The organism is Bifidobacterium longum subsp. longum JCM 1217 (genome assembly GCF_000196555.1).
Taxonomy (GTDB): Bacteria; Actinomycetota; Actinomycetes; order Actinomycetales; family Bifidobacteriaceae; genus Bifidobacterium; species Bifidobacterium longum.
The window spans coordinates 1,942,462-1,960,097 of sequence record NC_015067.1 but is presented as its reverse complement, the minus strand read 5'-3'; the positions used below and the strand labels follow the sequence as shown (position 1 = coordinate 1,960,097).

The window sequence follows — 17,636 nt, the reverse complement described above, 5'->3', positions numbered from 1 at the left end:
CTCACCCTAACCCAAACACCAGCGGACGGTAAATTTTTACCGTTCACAAGAGTTTCACGCGGCTTGCGCACAACGACTAAAATTACGGCCGCCTAGCGTCACGCGGCTGTGAGAGAATCGGGGCATGACTAATAGTGAGAACTCCTCGACCACGCAATCCCATGGCAAGTTGATTGCAGTGGTGGTTGCCGCAGCTGTTGTGATTATCCTGGCAGTGCTTTCGGCCTTTGTGTGGCCGGGTTGGGCCATCCAGAAGAATGATGGCACCTCCACTACCACCCAAAACAGCCAGCAGAAAACCGAATCATCCGAGCCGACCAAGCCGACCATCGACGCCACAGCTTTGCCGGATGATGCCAGTGAGCTGTTGAAGGCCATGCCGGGCAGCGTGCTGAATTACGCGCGTACCAAGGCGGATGCCTCCACGACGTGGAATTCCGCGTCGCCGCTCGAGGAGTACACTCTGACCTACTCCACTGGTGATGCCGCCAAGGATGTCACGCTGGTCGCCGCGCAGTGGTCGTCGGCGGACAATGCCAAGACCCAGTACGATGCGTTGGTCGCTGCGCAGACCGGCGATGAGTCGGCATCCGGCAACGTCAAGGTTTCCGGCAACGTCACGGGCGCGTACGTGGTGAAGGCCGATGCCTCCAACAGCAAGAACGCCGTTGCCATCTGGCAGAACGATACCGTGGTCTTCCAAGCTACCGGCACCAAGGAAGCGGTCGATCGCTTCTACCAGAAGTTCCCGATGTAGTATCTAGTATCGGCTGTCAGCTGCTGCACAAACTTATGAACGTTGGGGCATCCACATTGCTGATGTGGATGCCCCAACTGCGTTCAGGGCATATGCGGACTATCGACAACATACTGGTTTCCTCTGTCTGGCAACACGTGTATTATGGTGCGAGTTGCAACTTTTACGATTAATCGAAATGGAGGCTTCAGATGGGTTCTGTCATCAAGAAGCGCCGCAAGCGGATGAGCAAGAAGAAGCACCGCAAACTGCTGCGTAAGACCCGCCACCAGCGTAAGTAGTCTTACCTGCAATCAAGGCATTAGAAACCCCGTGATCGTTATGGTCGCGGGGTTTCTCTTTTGCTTGGCTCTTTGCCTTGTTCGGGCAACAGTAAAGCCCGCACCTGCGATGTGCAGATGCGGGCTTGGAAAAGCTTAGTGGTGTGAGACGATCACTTGTTGGCGTTGGTCATCACGCGCGGGCCGTTCGGGTCGCCGACGATGACCTTGTCGACCATGTTGAGGAACAGGCCGTGCTCCACCACGCCGACCGTGTTGATGAGGTCTTCGGCCAGCTCCTGCGGGTGATCGATGCGCTCCAGGTGCAGGTCCACCACGAAGTTGTTCTCGTCGGTGCGCACTTCCTTGCCGTCGGCGTCAAGACGAAGCACCGGCTTGTAGCCGCGGGCCTCGAACTTCTTGATGACTTGGCCGGCACCGAACGGAATGACCTCGACCGGCAGCGGGAACTTGCCGATGGTGTCCACAACCTTGGACTCGTCCACGATCCACACGATCTGGTTGGAGTTGGTGGCCACGATCTTCTCCCACAGCAGAGCAGCGCCGCCGCCCTTGATGCCGTTGAAGTTCTTGTCGACTTCGTCGGCGCCGTCAATGGTCACGTCGATGTGGTCCACGTCGTCGATGTCCACGATCTTGATGCCGTAGCTCTCGGCCTGGGCCTGCGTGCGGCGAGACGTGGTCACGCCAGTGAACTCAAGACCTTCCTCCTGATGACGGCGGCCGAGCTCGTCCACCAGGAACTTCACGGTCGAACCAGTGCCGAGGCCTGCGATCATGCCGTTTTCAACGAGCTTGGCGGCTTCGATGCCGGCCGCCTTCTTCAGCGCATCCTGCTGTGCCTTATCCATGGTTTCTCCTTTGCCATCCTTGCCTCCGCCGCATGGATCAACGGCGTGAAGCCTTATCTCCTATCCTAACGCGAATGAGCGATTTTGTGTCATCGTGTCCGATTGCGGTACATATTCGTGTGTTTGGGTGTCAGTGTCGTACGAATGGTGCGTTGGTGATGGTCAGGTTGCCGTCGCCGTCCACATAGCCTTCGATTTCGATGCTGCCTTTGATCGGCATCGGCTGCCCGTTGAAATACGGGCTCGTTTTCGGCGCGGGGGAGAAGGTCAGCGTACCGGATACCGTCAGCCCGCTGGGCTTTGCGGGGGGTACAGGTTGCGTTGATTGTACAGGTTGCGTTGATTGTACAGGTTGCGTTGATTGTACAGGTTGCGTTGATTGTGCCGCTAAGGGTGACGAAGACTTGGTCTCCGGCCTTGCGGCATCCGTCTGATCCGTCGCCGCAGCCGGCTTGCGCAAACTTGCCGCATCCGCTTTGCCGTCCAATACCAATTGCACGTCTGGAGGCACATCGGTGCCATGTGCGTATTCGGAGCCCAGCAGCGACTGCCAGCCTTCAATCGGTAGATAGCCGTCGCGCGCACCCGAACGGCAATCGCCCGCATAGGTGCGTGCCAGTTCATCGACCAACTCATTGCCCTCGTTGCCGGCGTGACCTTTGACCCATCGGAAATCCACCGGGCCAGGGCGTTGTGAGATCTCACGGTCGATCGCCTGAATAAGCTCTTTGTTCTTCACAGGCTTTTTCTGCGAATTTTTCCAGCCGTTCTTCTTCCAGCCTTTGACCCACTTGGTCGAGCAATTGATGGCGTACTGCGAATCCGATTCGATGAGCAATGGCTCAGGGCCCGGGTGCGCTCGCAAAGCTTCCAGCACTGCGCACAGCTCACCAATCTGATTGGTGCCGTTGGTCGCGCCGCCCGCATCATAACCATGGTCGTCGTGCTTATGGCCGGGCTTGCCGCCGGCGTTCTGCTCATGATCGGCCCAGGCCCAGCCCATTGGCCCGTTTGGATTCCCTAATGCGGACCCATCTGTGGATACTGTGATAGTCATGTTCTCCACCCTAACGCAAGCTGTGCAATCTCTTGCTGAAGTGGGGTTGCCCAGTGCGAGGCAAAACAACGTAGTGAAGAGTGTGAATAACATCACACCTATTGACTTTGCTTGAAAAACATGCCATCGCGCGTGAATAGGTGAGCGCTCACAAGAAAAACAAGACATTTCCTCTCTGCGGGTGAGGCCGGCAACAATGGCGCATCCGGTATCTGGAATGAGAATAAGGGACTGTACAAAACCAGTGACGGCAACATCGAAATCCTCAAACCAGAGGCGGACAGCGATGGTTCGACCTCCACGGCCGCATCCAAGGGCACCATGCTTATCGCAGGCAACTCCAAAACCGTGGCACTCGGTCCAGGCGGCATGGCCTTGGCTCCCGGCCTGCCGCTCGGTCTTGGCTGGTTCATCCGACGCCGCTTAGGATTGGATGCCTCCGACATTCTGGACCGTAAGCTCGGCTTGAAGTAACGGCTGGTTCGGACGTGATTGCTGTCACGTACGGATCATGACGACAGCGCGAAGGTCCTCATCGGTTTACGTCGATGAGGACCTTCGCGCGCATTAGGGGAGTCTGTTGCGGGCTGCGCTACGCGGGTCATGCTGCGCGGGCGTGCTATGCGAACAAACTACGCGAACAAGTCGTTCAGTGCCTCGGCAATCGTCGGATGCGTGAACACCATATCGCGCAACGTGCTGGCCGGCGCGTCAAGATCCATCGCCAACTTGACGATATTGATCACCTCGTGCGACTCGACGGAAAGCAGCATCGCACCCAGAATGCGGCCAGTATTGCGTTCCACAATCGCCTTCATCAGACCATCCGGTCGCCGCATTACCTGGGCCTTCGGCACAGCGGCCACCGGCAATCGCTTGACCACATAATCCAATCCAGCCGCCTTCGCCTCGCGCTCATTCAATCCCACGCGCGAGTAAGGCGTGGCGAGGAATGTGCTCGACGGCACATGCTTGCGGTCCTTCACCGTGTACGGACGGTCGGAACCATTGAGCTGCGACCACACCACGCGATAGTCATCCAGCGAAATGTACGTGTGCTGCGGGCCGCCGTTCACATCGCCCAGAGCCCAAATGTCGGCTGCTGTGGTGCGCAGAAGCTCGTCGACTTTCACGGCACCGCGTTCGGTGAGCTCCACGCCAGCTGCCTCAAGATGCAGTCCCTCGACGTTCGGCGTACGTCCGGTGGCCACCAGTACCGCGTCGGTGGTCAGGCAGAATCGGGCTTCAGCCGGCTCGGCGAACCGCGGCTCGCCATCGTCTGATGGTTTCGTTTGAACGTGTGACATCGTGGCGTGATCGGTCGGGTTGCTAGTGGGGCTGGTGGTTGTTGTAGTGTCGGTGGCGCCGGTGATATCGGTATGAGCGTTCCCGGTGCCGGCGGGGGTGGAATCGCAAGCTTGCGATGCGCCGCGAGTCATACCCTTCACCGCAACGGACAACCTGACGCCGCCGTCAGCAGCAGGCGCGATGGCCTTGGTATCCGCGTTGAACAGGAACTTGACGCCCTGCGCTTCCAACTGTGCGCGAATCGCGGCCGCCACATCCGCATCCTCGCGCGGCAGGAACTCGGCATTGTGCTGCAGCACGGTAACCGCCGTGCCGAAATCGGCAAACATCGAGGCAAACTCAAGTCCAATGAATCCTGAACCGATAATCACCAGTCGCTGCGGCATATCGTCGAGATCCATCAGTCCAGTGCTGGTGTAGACGCCGGGCGTAGTGTGGATACCGGGAATATCCGGAATGCGCGGCGTGGCACCGGTATTGATGAAGATCTTGCTGGCGGTCACGGCGACCGGGCCCTCAGCGGTGGCGATTTCCACGCTATGAGGGCCGGTGAAGTGAGCGCGGCCGGTGATTACGGTGATGTTGTCTTGGTCGGCGAGCTTGTGATAGTTCTTGTCGCGCAGCATCGAAGTGACGCGGCGCTTCTCCTTGATAGCAGCCTCGAACGCTGCTTCGCGGGTTTCGGGAGTACTGTTCGCGCCATCCCGCCGCGCCTGTTCGGCGGACAAAATCAGTGACTTGGACGGCAAGCATCCGATATTGATGCAGGTGCCGCCGTACATGTCGGCGCTTGCCTCGGCGACGACGACCTTGCGGCCGGCTGCACTGAGCTTGGCAGCCAAGGTTTTGCCGCCCTTGCCGAATCCAATGATCAGGGCGTCGGTGGTGATAGTGGGGGAGGTGCTGGGTGTGCTGATGGCATTGGGTGTGCTGATGGACATGGTTACTTCCTTACGTATTCGAGTGATAAGAGTGCGTTGTGCTGATGTGTTGTGTGCCGTGCGGCGTCTGTTTTCTTCTTTGACTGCCGAAGCGTTATCGACTGATGCTGGCTAGGGGAAACGCGCGGGATTATTAGCCTTTGCGCTCGCTGAATATCTGTTCGGTGATGTCGTGGATGGTGGTGTGTTCGAGTTGTTCGAGGCAAGTGCGGTTGAGCCCGGCATAGATGTCGTTCATCACTGCGCCCATTGAAGATGACACCAGACAGTCCTCGTGTACGTCGCCCGGTGTCCAGTTCACTTTCACAAAAGTGGTGCCGGTGGCTTCCGCTACCGCGCGCAAAGTGATTTCGGCGGCGGGCCGGGCCAGAGCGTACCCGCCTTCAGCACCCTCTTTAGTGGCGATGAGTCCGGCTGAGGCGAGCGGTCGCATTACTTTGCGCACGCGCGCCGCATTGGTACATATGTTCTCGGCCAGGATCTGACTGGGCAGGTGTGTGGCGCGATGGTCAAGGTAGACCAATGCGTGCACTGCCAGTGAATGGTCGCCGTTCATGAAACGACCTCCTTACCGAGTCGATACTGTAACTATGATGTGTACAGTTATGATACTGTAATCATATCAGATACAGTTAGTGTGTCAAATCGGGGTTGAAGAGGTGGATGACTATGTGTATAAGTGAGGTGTCCACATGGTTATCCACAATGAATGTGCGTAAGTGAAGCTAGGACCACATACCTCGGATCGGCTTCCGTTTCCGCACCCACTACCCATATGGTGGTGTCATGAACAGGATGACCGACGGCATCACCAACTATGGAGCTCTGCCAGGCTCTATATACGATCAGCCTCCGGAAGAATCGGAGGCGGTTTTTGTTCCGCCTGAATTTGCGGGGTCATTTTCTACTGACTCGAAATACCCGACTTCTCGCGACTCGTCATCGCCGAACAGTGGTGCACATGATTCTGCAGCGACACCGACCATGAGCGAAAGCCTCGCCCAGCGCAGACGCGACATGGTCGCACGCTGCACTGAGGAAGCGAAACGGGCGGGCAAGAAGCTGCTTTTCGGCATGACCACTTCCCTCGCTCTGCAATCCGTACCGATTCCCGCCGATTGCGACCTCGACTCGGCCAAGCTGCACACTGTATCCAGCGTTAAGAGCAAGCGGTTTCGTACACGCCATGCACCACTGCAAACGCATATTTGGAAACATGCGGCTAAAGCCGCCAATGTGGAAATGAACCAACACGTGTTTGCGCTGGACCTGTTTCACGTATGGGCCCAACTTGCCCCGTATGTTTCTTTTGAGTCCCTGATTGTGCTCGGGGATGCCGTCATCGCTGCTACGAGCAAACAGCCAGTATTGGCCAAGGATCGTGATGCTGCTGCAATCTATCAGGATCTGGTGAAGTTCGTGGAGCGATTTACCCGATTCAGAGGGCGCCCGTCCTGCGTTCGAGCATTGCCGCTGATATCACCTGGTGCTGATTCGCCCAAAGAATCAGAAGAACGACTCTCTCTGGTAGCGCATGGGATTCCACAGCCGGTTGCGAACTATGTGGTGCCGGATGCGGCTTTTGCATCTGGAGCTCCCATAACGTTGGACTTAGCGTGGCCAGAGTTCAAGGTCGCTGTTGAATATGATGGCGATCATCATCGTACGAGTAAGGCTCAATGGCGCCGTGACCAAGAGAAAAGGGGTGTGCTGGTCGGGCGGAGATGGCTGGTCTTCGTCGCCACGGCGGCAAGTATCGCTAACGAGGACGCTCGTGCTGAATTCGCTTTCAACGTGGCGAGGGCGCTTGCTTCGCGCGGTGCCGTATTCGAGTTTCATGTAGTTGCCATGTCTCTTGAAGAGTTGTCGCAGAGCCTGCTGTGACCATAATGTCCGAAATGGACTGATGTAAAGGCAATATTTGTACGACCTGTTGTTGTGGTGTGTGCTTGATATTGCATGCCGTTCGATTGCGATGCCTCGTAGTGATGGATTTCGTGAATGACTAGTGTTCGATTGTGGAGGGAAATGTGGCAGATTCTAGTGGTGGTTGCAACACCTGAGGTTTGAGCGGCCTTCCATGGTCACGTTGTCGGTTGTTGAGGTTATCACGCGGCGTCGAGCAGTTCGATGATCTTCTCGCTTGGTTTCATGAACCCGAGGGTTTTGCGTGGCCGGTCGTTGAGTTCCTCGGCGACCGCGTCGAGGTAGTCCTCCGGGTAGACGGATAGGTCGGTGCCTTTGGGGAAGTACTGGCGCAGGAGCCCGTTGGTGTTCTCGTTGGTGCCGCGCTGCCACGGGGAGTGCGGGTCGCAGAAGTAGACGGCCATGTCCAGCGAGGCGCCGATCCGTTTGTGCAGGGCGAGTTCCGCTCCCTGGTCCCAGGTCAGGCTGTTGCGCAGGAGTTTGGGCAGGTGCTGCATCTTGTCGATGATGGCCTGCTGGACGTGTTCGGCGTCGTGCCCGTCGGGCAGGTGCAGCAGGATCGTGAACCTGGTGGTGCGCTCGACGAGCGTGCCGATGGCGCTTTTGTTGCGGCTGCCGGTGATGAGATCGCCCTCCCAGTGGCCCGGGACCGCCCGGTCCTCGATCTCCGGGGGTCGCTCCGAGATCATGGCCATGGGTTCGCGGAAACGGGGTTTGCGGCCTTGGCCGCCTTGGGGTCTGCGGGCGGTTCGCCCCTGCCTCATGGCGCGTTTCAGCTCCTGCTTGAGTTCGCCCCTGGCCTGCAGGTAGATGGCCTGGTAGATCGTCTCGACGCTCGCGTGCATATCCCCATTATCCGGGAAGTCCAGCCTCAGCCGGTTGGCTATCTGCTCCGGGCTCCAATGCCTGCGCAACCCGGCGGCGATCTCGTCCCACAGTCGCGTGCCCTCGGCCGCCTTGCGCGGTTTGGGGCGTTTGAGCCGGTCCGCGGCCTTCTGCTGGGCGCGGTAAGGCTCGTAACCGCCGGACTCGGGATTCCTGTTGCGCTCGACCTCGCGGCTGACCGTGCCGGGGTCGCGGCCCAGCAGGCGGGCGATGGCGCGGATCGAATCGCCCAGACGCAGACGGTCCGCGATCTGGATGCGCTCCTCCTGGCTCAGGTAGCGCGGATGGAGGGTCTTGGGTTTGTCCATGGTGGAACGATACCAGTCCACCAGGGGTTTCTCGTTCCTTCCCGTGGCGCGCGTCCTGCCGTTGCGCCACGCCTTGCCGGTGCGTTTCGAGACGCCGACCGCGTGCGCGGCCTGGGTGAAGTTCATGCCTTCCTCGTCCAGCAGGCGCACGTACTCGGCGCGTCTCGCCTCGCACATCAGCTTCCTCGTCGGATATTCGACGCCGTTGAACGTCCAACGGTGTTCCCCGCCACGGTCTTCGTTTCGGTGGCTTCTGGTCACCTGACCCTCCTTGCGGTAGGTCAGGTGTTGCAACGATCACTAGAACCCGCCTGTGTCATAGTGGTCGATTGGGGGGGGGGGCGGTGCATTGGGCGTGGATTTGCGCCAATGGGTGTGGGACGCTACGCGTGTTTTGCCGATTTTTGCGTGGCGTCCCACGGCCCCTCGGGTAATGGCTGTGACGGGTGTGGCAGGAATGGCGTCTTTCCGGGGTTTCCAGTTTGAGTGTGTGGGATGGGGGAAAATGTAAAACGATTGACTTAGCTGTTGTCCCACGCTTTTGTGGGATGGCAACTCTGGAATGGGCAAATTCGTCGTGGCGTCCCACAACGATGTTAAAACTCGACCATGATGCAAGCCGACCGAACGCTTCGGCGGTCATCTGGCCGCTGTGACCCCACAATGATGATGGTAGGCAGGCGAACGTTTCGCGGTCATCTGGCCGTCCTGCCCTGCAGTGATGTTGAGAAAATGCAGTCACGGTGCATGAGGAGAACCGTTGACCTGCGTGTTTCAGTGGTCGCGAACTGCATATGCGCTAAAAAAGCTCTGCAGTGGATTGTATGAATCCAATGCAGAGCCTTATTAGTTGCGGTGAACGCGACTAACGCAGCGATTTCACTCGCTCAGGGCCTTGTCTACCACGACGGTGGCCTCGTCGAGCACCTTGTCCAGAGCCTCGGGGGAGACGAAAGACTCGGCGTACACCTTGTAGATGTTCTCGGTGCCGGAGGGGCGGGCGGCGAACCAGTTGTCCTTGGTGGTGACCTTCAGACCGCCGATCTTGGCGTGGTTGCCCGGTGCCTCGGTCAGCTTGGCGGTGATGTCTTCGCCAGCCAGCTGCGTGGCGGCCACATCATCACCGGTCAGCTTGGCGAACTTGGCCTTCTGCTCCAGCGTGGTCGGGGTGTCGACGCGCTTGTACCAAGACTCGCCGAAGCGCTCGACCTGCTCCTGGTGAAGCTGGGCCGGGTTCTTGCCGGTCTTGGCGGTGATCTCGGCGGCCAGCAGGTCGGGGATCAGACCATCCTTATCGGTGGTCCACACGCGGCCGTCCTTGCGCAGGAAGCTCATGCCGGAGCTCTCCTCGCCGCCGAAGGCGACTTCGCCGCTGAACAGCGGGTCCACGAACCACTTGAAGCCCACCGGCACTTCGATGACCTTCGCGTTGATCGATGCGGCCACGCGGTCGATCAGGGAAGAGGAGACCAGCGTCTTGCCCACGGCTGCGCCCTCAGGCCAGCCCGGACGGTTGCCGCCGAACAGGTACTCCACGCACACGGCGATGTAGTGGTTCGGGTTCATCACGCCCCAGTTCGGGCAGACGATGCCGTGACGGTCGGCGTCCGGGTCGGTGCCGCCGACCAGATCGTACTTGTCCCAAGCGCCGGCGTTGAGCTCGTCGACCAGGCCCTTCATGGCGTACGGGGAAGACGGGTCCATGCGGATCTTGCCGTCGTGGTCGATGGTCATGAAGCGCCAGGTCGGGTCGACCTCAGGACGCACCACGCCGATGTTCAGGCCGTACTTCTCGTTGATGAGCGGCCAGTAGTTCACGGAAGCGCCGCCGAGCGGATCGATGCCCAGACGCACGCCGGAGTTGCGGATCACGTCGAAGTCGATGACGTTCTCCAGGTCGTCCACGTAGTGCTCGCGGAAGTCGAAGCCCTCGACGTACTCGGACTTGATGGCCTCCTCGTAGGGCACACGCTTGATGGACTTGAAGTCGCCGAGCAGCTCGTTGGCGCGAGCGGCGATGGCATTGGTGGTCTCGGCCGGAGCCGGGCCGCCGGTGACGGGGTCGTACTTGAAGCCACCGTCGGTGGGCGGGTTGTGGGACGGCGTGACGACGATGCCGTCGGCGAGGCCCTCGCCCTCGAAGCGCTGGGTGCCGTCGGCCGCACGGTTGTGGGTCAGGATGGCCTGGGAGACCACCGGGGTGGGCACGAAGTCGTCACGGGAATCGACGCGCACGTGCACGCCGTTGGCGACGAGCACCTCGATGGCGGTCTTCTTGGCCGGGCCGGACAGCGCGTGGGTGTCGGAGCCGAGGTACAGCGGGCCGGTGACGCCGGCCTTCTTGCGGTATTCGGCGATGGCCTGGGAGATGGCGATGATGTGGGCCTCGTTGAACGAGGTCTTCAGGGACGATCCGCGGTGGCCGGAGGTGCCGAAGATGACACGCTGCTCGGGGACTTCGGGATCGGGGACGAGGTCATAGTATTTGCCGATAACCTCATCGACATTGATCAGATCTGCTGGGGTGGCGGGCTGACCCGCATTGTTTGCTACCATGCTCCCTATTCTGCCACGTTTTTTCGCCACGTTGGGTACGATTATGTTAAGAGTTGTCAACTTTTGTGCGAATCGTGTGCCGGTTGTCTAGCGCTTGGTCATTTCCTCCTCGATTTCCTCCAGCGACTTGCCGTTGGTCTCGGGCACCAAGCGCATCACGAACGGGATGGACAGGGCCGAAAACACGCCGAAAATCGCGAACGGGCCGCCCACATTGTTGCCGAACGCATCGAGCAGCACGAGGAAGAACTGGGAGACGATGAAGTTGCCCAGCCAGTTCGCCGCCGAGCCGAAGGAGGAGCCGATGCCGCGCACGCTCAGCGGGAAGATCTCGCCGATAAGCACCCAGGCGATCGGGCCCCACGAGACCGCAAAGCCGAGGATATAGAAAGCGATGAGAATCATCGTCGGCACGGCCAGCACGGCCACGTCGCCCACGAAGTTCATCACGGCGAGCACTGCGAGCGAAACGGTCATCACGATGGAACCGAAGATCAGCACGCCCTTGCGCGGGAAACGATCCATGATAAGCGTGGCCACGATGGTGCTCACGAAGTTCACCACGCCGATGCCCACCGACACCCAGATTGCGTCGCCTTCAGGGAAGCCGAAGCCTTTGATGAACACCTGCGGCAGGAAGTAGATCACCGAGTTGATGCCCACGAGCTGCTGGAACAGCATGATGCCAATGGCGGCCACCAGCGCTGGACGAGCGATACGGAACAGTTCGCGCACGCCACCCTTGGTGTCCTGTGCGGCCACGGCCTTGATTTCGTCCAGCTCAATCTGCACCTGGGTCTGATCCACGTCCTTGCGAATCAGCGTAAGCACTTTGAAGGCGTTGCGGGTGTCGCCCTTGTTCACCAGATAACGCGGGGATTCGGGCAGCAGCAGGCCGCCGAGCAGCAACAAGGCGGCCGGCACCAGCGCCGAACCGAGCATCCAGCGCCAGTCGCGGATGCCGAAGAGGTTGTGGTTCAGGAATCCGAGGTTGGAGGCGTAGGCCAGCAGAATGCCGAAGGTGACCATGAGCTGGAAGAGCGTGGACAGTGAGCCGCGACGCTCCTTCGGCGCCAGTTCGGCCAAGTACGCCGGGGTCAGGGCGGAGGCCGCGCCGACGGCGAGGCCCAGGATGATGCGGGCGCACACCATCATCGCGAATCCGGTGGAGGAGGCGCACAGGCCTGAGCCGAGCAGGAACAGCAGCGCGGAGACGATGAGCAGCTTCTTGCGGCCGAACCGGTCAGACAGTGCGCCGATCGACAACGCACCTGCGCACGAGCCGATCAGCACCGAGGAGGTGATGAAGCCGGTCTGGGAGACGCTCAGGCCGAAGTCTGATTCGATAAGCGGGGAGGCGCCGGAGATGATGCCGGTGTCGAAACCGAACAGCATGCCGCCGAGCGCGCCGAAGGTGAAGATGAATGCGCTGTTGAGCGGGAAGCGCGTGGAGAAGCCGCGTGATTCGGCGGCTTCGAGGTCCTCGATTGCGTTTGCTGCCGCGTTTGTGGCCGCGTCCGCCACCCCGGCCACGCCGGTTTCGATGGTTTCGATTGCGGTGGCCGCTGCACCGGTTGCGCCGGTCTCCTGTGCCGCGGATGCCGTCTGCTTCGATACGGGTGATGCCGTTGTCGTCGTCATTGCCTTGTCCTTTCGCCGTTGACGGGCCGCGCCTGCCGCGTGGCCCCTCTGCCGCATGCAAGGTCAGGCTTCGATTGCCTGAAGTCGCCCGAAAACAAAAAAAGACCTGGAACAACGTGGAATTCGCATATTACGATACGCAAATTCCACGTCACTCCAGGTCTTGCCTCATTTTGAGTAACAACCCTGCTACGCAACGTGTGTGAAAGATAGGATACGACTTTCTCGGTCGCGACACTCCGAATAGGCGGCAAAAAACGATGATTTTTGACAACGATTGCAGGATTCTGCATGGTGGAATGAAGTCGGAATGGGCGCTGCGGCAAATACGGAGAACGGGTGCGGCGGAACACCATAGCGGAACGCTATCGCGGAGCACCGTAGCGCATAGTTGCCGTTTCGCGATGCTTTGCCGGCATTGCCGTGCTTTTGGGGCACCCAGCGCCGATAATGGAACACAGTGGCATACGGCAGCAAGGAGGAACCGTGGCGAACGCATCGAACGCAACGCCTGCAGTGATTGCGGCGTGCATCGTTGATGCCGTCGGCGGCTCCGCGAACATCACCAACCTGACCCATTGCGCCACGCGACTGCACTTCGAACTGGACGACGCCGGCCAGGTCAGCCAGCACGGTCTCGAATCCATCCCCGGAGTCCTCGGCGCATTCCCGCGAACCGGCAATCGTTATCAGGTCATCATCGGCGGAGCGGTCGCCTCGGTGTACGAGCAGATCGTTCGGATGCAGGCAGCGCGATTGACTCCGGCAACGCAATTACCATCGGCGGCGTCGCGGCCAACGCAGTCCGCGCAATCCACTCAGTCAACGCAATCCACTCAGTCAACGCAATCCACTCAGTCAACGCAATCCACTCAGTCAACGCAATCCACTCAGTCAACGCAATCCACTCAGTCAACGCAATCCACTCAGCCTACGCAGCCTACGCAGTCCGCGCCGAACCTTTCCGACGACGTCGCACCATTGCGCGATACCGACACCGAGCAGAGTCACGGCCCAGCCAATACATCCCGTCACTTCATGCCTCGTACCATCCGCGAGTGGGGCAGTGCCGCCCGTGCCCGGGCTGCCGCGTTTTTCGACTACCTGTCCGACTCGTTCCGCCCGATTCTGGGCGTGCTACTCGGTGCCTCGCTGGTCATCGCCATCGTCAACGTGATCGTTGCACTCGGCATTGTGCCTGATGGCGAGACGTCCACCGGTTGGATACTACTCAAGGCGATTTGGGAGGGTGTGTTCACCGTTCTGCCGATTATGATCGCCTACAATGCGGCCAAGAAACTGGACGTCGACCCCTGGCTCGGCGGCGCGATTATGGCCGCGCTGATGACCCCGCAGTTTACTGGCGTGATGTCCGGAATGTCCGGGACGTCCGTATCCAGCGCCCTCTCCGGGGCGATTCAATGCTCGGCCAACGCCGTATTCGGCACCGAAACCTGCACCGTGTCGGCGTTCGGCATACCGATTCAACTCAACGACTACGGCGGCAACGTCTTCGTGCCGTTGCTCATGGCTGCCGTGCTCGCCGTGGTCTACCACGGGTTGAAGCGCGTCATTCCCGACAGCGTACAGCTGGTGTTCGTGCCATTCCTCTCACTGGTCGTCGTTTTTGCGCTCACCATACTGGTTATCGGGCCTCTGGGAATATGGCTCGGCGGTGGGCTGGGAGCGGCCACAGCATGGCTTAACGCGCACGTGCCGTTCCTATTCGCGCTCATCATCCCGATGCTCTACCCGTTTCTCGTGCCGCTCGGTCTGCACTGGCCGTTGAATGCCCTGATGCTGATGAACATTCAGGCGCTCGGCTACGATTTCGTCCAAGGTCCGATGGGTGTATGGAACTTTGCCTGCTTCGGTGCCACCGCTGGCGTGCTCGTGCTGGCCGTACGCGGCAAGGATTCGGCCATGCGGCAGACCGCGGTGGGGGCGTTGCTCGCGGGATTGCTGGGTGGCGTTTCGGAACTGAGCCTGTACGGCATCCATCTGCATCACCGCCGCGTCTACCGCTGGCTGCTCGCCGGCTGCGCGGCCGGCGGCGTGACCAGCGCGGTGCTTGGCTGGCTGTTCCCGTCCGTGCTGCCATCCGGTCAGATGGTCCGGGGCGTCACGACTACGGCGTTCGCCTTCTCCTCGTTGCTGACGATTCCGGTGTTTGACAGAATGTGGGTGTACGCGCTGTCCATCGCCGTTGCGTTTGTAATGGCGATGGTGCTGACGGTGCTGTTCGGGTACCGTACGCCGCCGCGCGCCACGGAGGCGCAGATGGTCTCGGCGGGCGAGAACGTACGCTCGCAGGATGCGGTGAGAGGGATTGGCGCGACATCGTCGGATGCGGAGTCTGCGGAAGATTCCCCATCGCGGCCTGCCTCCGATCGGACTCCTGACTCCAACGCCATCCTGTCGCCGGTCGCCGGCCGGTTGATGAATCTGGAAGCGACTGGCGATCCGGTGTTCGCCTCCCGCGCGCTGGGGGAGGGTGTAGGCGTCGTGCCGGAGACGACCGGTGAGACAGCCGTGCTCGCACCGGTCAGTGGCATGCTGAAAACCGTGGCCCGAACCGGCCATGCCTTCGGCATTAAAACCGATGGCGGCATCGAGGTGCTGGTTCATATCGGCATTGACACCGTCGATATGGATGGCGAGGGATTCGCTGTGGTCGTGGCTAAAGGCGAGCGGATCGCGGCGGGAGAGCCACTGGCCACCGTGGATTTCGGCAAAGTCGCGGCGGCCGGGCACAGCGTTGTGGTGGTGGTGACGGTGGTCAACGCCGCTGAACTGACCGTGGTCACGCCGTTGATCGGCGACGGTAGCGGCGACAACAACGGCGGTGACTGCAAAACCGTATCAGCCGGCAGCCCGATCATCGATGTGGAACAATGACGTTGCGAAAGGATGCCATGGAAATACTGCGAGTGTTCAACAACAACGTCGTGCTCGCCAAAGGCGGCGACGGCGGTGAGGTGATTCTCACCGGCCGTGGACTGGGGTTCCAGGCCAAGCCGGGGCAGACGGTCGACGAGTCGAAAGTCGTGCGCACCTTCGTGCCGTCGGACGGGCGTGACCCGGACCATCTGGCGCAGATGCTGGCGGACATTCCGCCCGAAATCATCCGCGTGGTCGTCGAATCCATGCAGGAAGCCGGACTGGGGGAGCGTGAGACCGGCAGCACCACGCTGGTCATGGCCTTGTCGGATCACGTGGCGAATGCGGTGGAGCGGGTGCGGCGCGGCATCGACATTACCTACCCGCTGCTCGGCGAGGTGAGCAACCTGTACCCGCAGGAATACGCGCAGGGGCGTGCGATGCTCGCATCGCTCAATGCGCGGCTCGACGTCACGCTGCCGGACGGCGAGGCCACCGCGCTTGCCATGCATCTGGTCAACGCCGGCTTCGCCACCGGCGACCTGTCCTATACGTATACGATGACGGGCGTGATCCAGCAACTGCTTGACATTATCGACCACAGCTACGGCATCACGTTGGACCGCAGTTCCGTGAATGTGGGCAGGTTCATCACCCATCTGCGTTACCTGTTCGTACGCATCCACCAGCACCAGCAACTGACGGATGAGCCGGCACCGGTGATGAAGGTGATTCGTGAGTCCTATCCCGCCGCGCTACGATGCGCGCGAACCATCGCCTCCCTGCTCGAACTGCGCCTCGACACGGATATCAGCGACGACGAAACCGCCTATCTGGCAATGCACGTCGCCCGAGTCACCGGCCACGCATCGTAGCGGATCAGCGAATCGGCTCGAGCGTGCCGGTCATTTCGGCGAAATCCGAGGTGGCGTTTGAGGCAGCGGCCTGTGCGGTCTTTTCCAGCGCGGAGGCGTCGGGTACGCGCACGATCAGCGCGCGATGATCCACTGAGAAACGAATATGTTTGGTCTCCGGTAGCATGTCGCCGTCCACCTGCGCTTTGGCCGGCTTTTCCAATGTGATTTCGGCACTGACGCCCTGAACCTGTTCGATGGTCGAGTTCGTGGACAGCGGGTTCTGTTCGGGCTTGCCGATGATCGTCTGGTGCACCACGTCGCCGAACAGGTTGGCCCAGCCGAGGATGCCGCCGGTGGTGTCGATGATTTCGAAGTCCAGCAGACCATCGTCATAGGATGCCGCCGGCATCAGCGAGAACATGGGAATCTGGCCGCAGTTGCCGGCCATCACCGTGCGGAAATCGAGATTCTTGATGGTGTGGGTCGAGCCGTCGGCGCTGGTGACTGTCAGCGTGCCGCGGAACTTCGGCGCGAACAGGTTCTTCACGCCGCCCACGAAGTAGGCGAGCCAGCTGATGTTCGCCTTGAGCTCGGGGTTGGTGTCGTCGATCATGGCCGCATCGAAGCCGATGCCGGCGATGATGAGGAAGGCGTGGCCGTGGTCGTCCTCCGGGTGGTCGAGCAGGGTGAGACGGCCCATGTCCACCAGGCGGGAGCCGTGGGAGGTGGCCACGGTCAGCGCGGCGTCGATATCGTCCACGGGAACGCCCATATTGCGGGCAAACAGGTTGCCGGTGCCGATGGGGATGATGCCCAGCGCATGGCCGGTGCCGGAGACGGCGCTCGCCACCGTGCGCACTGTGCCGTCGCCGCCGACCGCGATCACCACGTCGGCGCCGTCCTCCAGCGCCTCAAGCGCGCAGACCCTGCCGTCCTTGTCAAGCTGGGTGTCGTAGAAGCGGATGCGATTGAGCCCCTTGGCCTCGCAGAACCTCTGGATATGCAGCCTGCGGGCTTCGGCCTGCGGTTTGGACGGATTCACGATGAAGGCGTACTGCACCTCGTCGTCCCGGCGCTTCTCCAGCGTCTGAGCCAGCTTGCGGCGGCGCTGCGCGCGCAGAGCGATGACGATGACGGCGATGAGCACCACCACAATGGCGATTGCGGCGATGATCAGAAACACGGTGAGGGCAGGCTGAGGCATGGCTCCTATTGTTATCGGTGGGGAGGTCGTTTGCGGCCATGGTGCGCCGTACGTGAACATTTCCTGCACGCAACAGCCCCGTGGGGCGTGATTATGGTTCAATCGCGTCTCATCTGACGAAATTGGCCGGGTGGACCCGTCCGCGGACTTTCCCGGGCTTCCCTGTGATTTCCGCGTGACTCCC

The 17,636-nt window shown here is 60.5% G+C and carries 14 protein-coding genes; 6 read left to right on the top strand and 8 right to left on the bottom strand.

The annotated features are described in order from the left end of the window. Window positions 1-124 precede the first annotated feature (124 nt). The gene (locus tag BLLJ_RS08460; protein ID WP_007052313.1) at window positions 125-757 is read left to right on the top strand and encodes a hypothetical protein; all 633 of its coding nucleotides are present in this window, start codon (window positions 125-127) and stop codon (window positions 755-757) included. Between the two features lie 191 nt (window positions 758-948). Next, window positions 949-1,038 (top strand): 30S ribosomal protein bS22, encoded by a 90-nt coding sequence (locus BLLJ_RS10625; RefSeq protein ID WP_004268639.1) that lies wholly within the window; start codon window positions 949-951, stop codon window positions 1,036-1,038. Between the two features lie 152 nt (window positions 1,039-1,190). Here the strand turns inward: BLLJ_RS10625 and rpiA are convergent, their stop codons facing one another. Together rpiA and BLLJ_RS08450 are read right to left on the bottom strand one after the other, a co-directional pair. Further along, entirely contained in the window at window positions 1,191-1,889 is a 699-nt protein-coding gene (gene rpiA / locus BLLJ_RS08455) for a ribose-5-phosphate isomerase RpiA (RefSeq protein WP_007052314.1), read from the bottom strand. 130 nt (window positions 1,890-2,019) lie between these two features. Next, on the bottom strand, window positions 2,020-2,892 hold the full coding sequence (locus BLLJ_RS08450) for a ribonuclease H family protein (RefSeq protein ID WP_013582921.1): 873 nt from the start codon (window positions 2,890-2,892) through the stop codon (window positions 2,020-2,022). Between the two features lie 375 nt (window positions 2,893-3,267). On the opposite strand from BLLJ_RS08450, the gene BLLJ_RS11275 reads away from it, so the two are divergent. Beyond that, window positions 3,268-3,420 carry a hypothetical protein gene (locus BLLJ_RS11275; RefSeq protein ID WP_007056739.1) on the top strand — a complete coding sequence of 51 codons (153 nt, stop codon included), beginning with the start codon at window positions 3,268-3,270 and terminating at the stop codon, window positions 3,418-3,420. Between the two features lie 158 nt (window positions 3,421-3,578). Here BLLJ_RS11275 and BLLJ_RS08440 read toward each other — a convergent pair whose 3' ends face one another. Next, window positions 3,579-5,195 carry an FAD-dependent oxidoreductase gene (locus BLLJ_RS08440; RefSeq protein WP_007055323.1) on the bottom strand — a complete coding sequence of 539 codons (1,617 nt, stop codon included), beginning with the start codon at window positions 5,193-5,195 and terminating at the stop codon, window positions 3,579-3,581. A 133-nt stretch (window positions 5,196-5,328) separates the two neighbouring features. Then, complete coding sequence (locus BLLJ_RS08435; RefSeq protein WP_007052318.1) at window positions 5,329-5,751, bottom strand: RrF2 family transcriptional regulator; 423 nt, start codon at window positions 5,749-5,751, stop codon at window positions 5,329-5,331. A gap of 230 nt (window positions 5,752-5,981) precedes the next feature. On the opposite strand from BLLJ_RS08435, the gene BLLJ_RS08430 reads away from it, so the two are divergent. After that, complete coding sequence (locus tag BLLJ_RS08430; RefSeq protein ID WP_013582920.1) at window positions 5,982-7,079, top strand: hypothetical protein; 1,098 nt, start codon at window positions 5,982-5,984, stop codon at window positions 7,077-7,079. A gap of 224 nt (window positions 7,080-7,303) precedes the next feature. Here BLLJ_RS08430 and BLLJ_RS08425 read toward each other — a convergent pair whose 3' ends face one another. The 3 genes from BLLJ_RS08425 to BLLJ_RS08415 form a co-directional block, all read right to left on the bottom strand. Further along, on the bottom strand, window positions 7,304-8,575 hold the full coding sequence (locus BLLJ_RS08425; RefSeq protein ID WP_008783747.1) for an IS30-like element ISBlo4 family transposase: 1,272 nt from the start codon (window positions 8,573-8,575) through the stop codon (window positions 7,304-7,306). Window positions 8,576-9,193: 618 nt separating this feature from the next. Further along, the gene (pgm, locus tag BLLJ_RS08420; protein ID WP_007052321.1) at window positions 9,194-10,870 is read right to left on the bottom strand and encodes a phosphoglucomutase (alpha-D-glucose-1,6-bisphosphate-dependent); all 1,677 of its coding nucleotides are present in this window, start codon (window positions 10,868-10,870) and stop codon (window positions 9,194-9,196) included. A gap of 87 nt (window positions 10,871-10,957) precedes the next feature. Then, complete coding sequence (locus tag BLLJ_RS08415) at window positions 10,958-12,511, bottom strand: sugar porter family MFS transporter (protein ID WP_016507738.1); 1,554 nt, start codon at window positions 12,509-12,511, stop codon at window positions 10,958-10,960. 486 nt (window positions 12,512-12,997) lie between these two features. Here BLLJ_RS08415 and BLLJ_RS08410 point away from each other — a divergent pair, with 486 nt between their 5' ends. Both BLLJ_RS08410 and BLLJ_RS08405 read left to right on the top strand, forming a co-directional pair. Continuing rightward, window positions 12,998-15,409: a glucose PTS transporter subunit IIA gene (locus tag BLLJ_RS08410; RefSeq protein ID WP_013582918.1), complete on the top strand. Its 2,412-nt coding sequence runs from the start codon at window positions 12,998-13,000 to the stop codon at window positions 15,407-15,409. A gap of 17 nt (window positions 15,410-15,426) precedes the next feature. Continuing rightward, complete coding sequence (locus BLLJ_RS08405) at window positions 15,427-16,266, top strand: PRD domain-containing protein (protein ID WP_008782955.1); 840 nt, start codon at window positions 15,427-15,429, stop codon at window positions 16,264-16,266. A 4-nt stretch (window positions 16,267-16,270) separates the two neighbouring features. On the opposite strand, the gene BLLJ_RS08400 is transcribed toward BLLJ_RS08405, so the two are convergent. Next, window positions 16,271-17,452 carry a diacylglycerol/lipid kinase family protein gene (locus tag BLLJ_RS08400; RefSeq protein WP_007053825.1) on the bottom strand — a complete coding sequence of 394 codons (1,182 nt, stop codon included), beginning with the start codon at window positions 17,450-17,452 and terminating at the stop codon, window positions 16,271-16,273. Between the last annotated feature and the right edge of the window lie 184 nt (window positions 17,453-17,636).